Origin of the sequence: Adlercreutzia sp. DFI.6.23 (assembly GCF_024462535.1) — a bacterium.
Lineage (GTDB): Bacteria > Actinomycetota > Coriobacteriia > Coriobacteriales > Eggerthellaceae > Adlercreutzia > Adlercreutzia rubneri.
In genome coordinates, this window is sequence record NZ_JANGBP010000740.1 from 1 (window position 1) to 290 (window position 290).

The following is a 290-nucleotide window of genomic DNA, read 5'->3' on the forward strand; positions in this document are numbered from 1 at the left end:
CCCAGGCCCGATGCAAGGACAAAGTGCGGAGAAGCGATAACCCCACATGCCTTGATCACGAAAAGAACGGCGAACTGCACCACGAACAGCTCCACGGGCAAAAAAGGTTGCGAAGCGCTATCGTCAATGTCACCTCCCCGCAAATCCCCCGGAACGACAAACCCCTTTCGGGAAGCAAGCAGGAAAAGGACGATAAGCACCGTCGCCACGCCGTTGGCGATTATTTGATGGAGAGAAGATGGCAGCAGGGCAATAACGACGATGAGAGCCCCCGTCGCACAAAGCCAAAA

Annotated in this window: 1 protein-coding gene; it reads right to left on the reverse strand. The window is 55.5% G+C overall.

Features of this window, described 5'->3' with window-relative positions:
- Positions 1–290: hypothetical protein (locus NE591_RS15290; protein WP_256157105.1), on the reverse strand; the 290-nt coding region annotated here is incomplete at both ends.